Annotated in this window: 1 protein-coding gene; it reads left to right on the top strand. The window is 61.5% G+C overall.

All coding sequences use genetic code 11. The features are described from left to right. On the top strand, nt 1-335 hold a 335-nt coding region (locus tag G7009_RS27385; RefSeq protein ID WP_181133387.1), incomplete at both ends, for an immunoglobulin-like domain-containing protein.

Below are 335 nucleotides of genomic sequence, written 5' to 3'. Positions count from 1 at the left end.
TGGCAGCACCAACACAGTCGTCACTGACGAACCGGGAACTCCAGGTAATCCGGGTACCCCTGGCACGCCGAACGCTGGCGACCAGATCGCCGTCTCGATCGTCAGCAATGGCAATGTCACCGAAGCCCAGCAGCCGGTCTTCACCGTACGCGTCAACCAGGTCCTGGACCGTGACCTCACCGTTACCCTGACCAATGGCGCCAAGGTAGTGATCGCTGCGGGCCAGACCGAAGTCGAGTACCGTGCCACCGCCCAGGGTGATGACGTCTTCAAGGATGCTGGTTCCCTGACTGTCGGCATCACCGATGCCACCGTTGACGGCCAGACCTTCGAAA

The sequence above is a fragment of the Pseudomonas capeferrum genome (genome assembly GCF_013523055.1).
Taxonomy (GTDB): domain Bacteria; phylum Pseudomonadota; class Gammaproteobacteria; order Pseudomonadales; family Pseudomonadaceae; genus Aquipseudomonas; species Aquipseudomonas capeferrum_A.
Note: the sequence above shows the minus strand (reverse complement) of the source record. Positions and strands in the feature narration are given on the sequence as shown.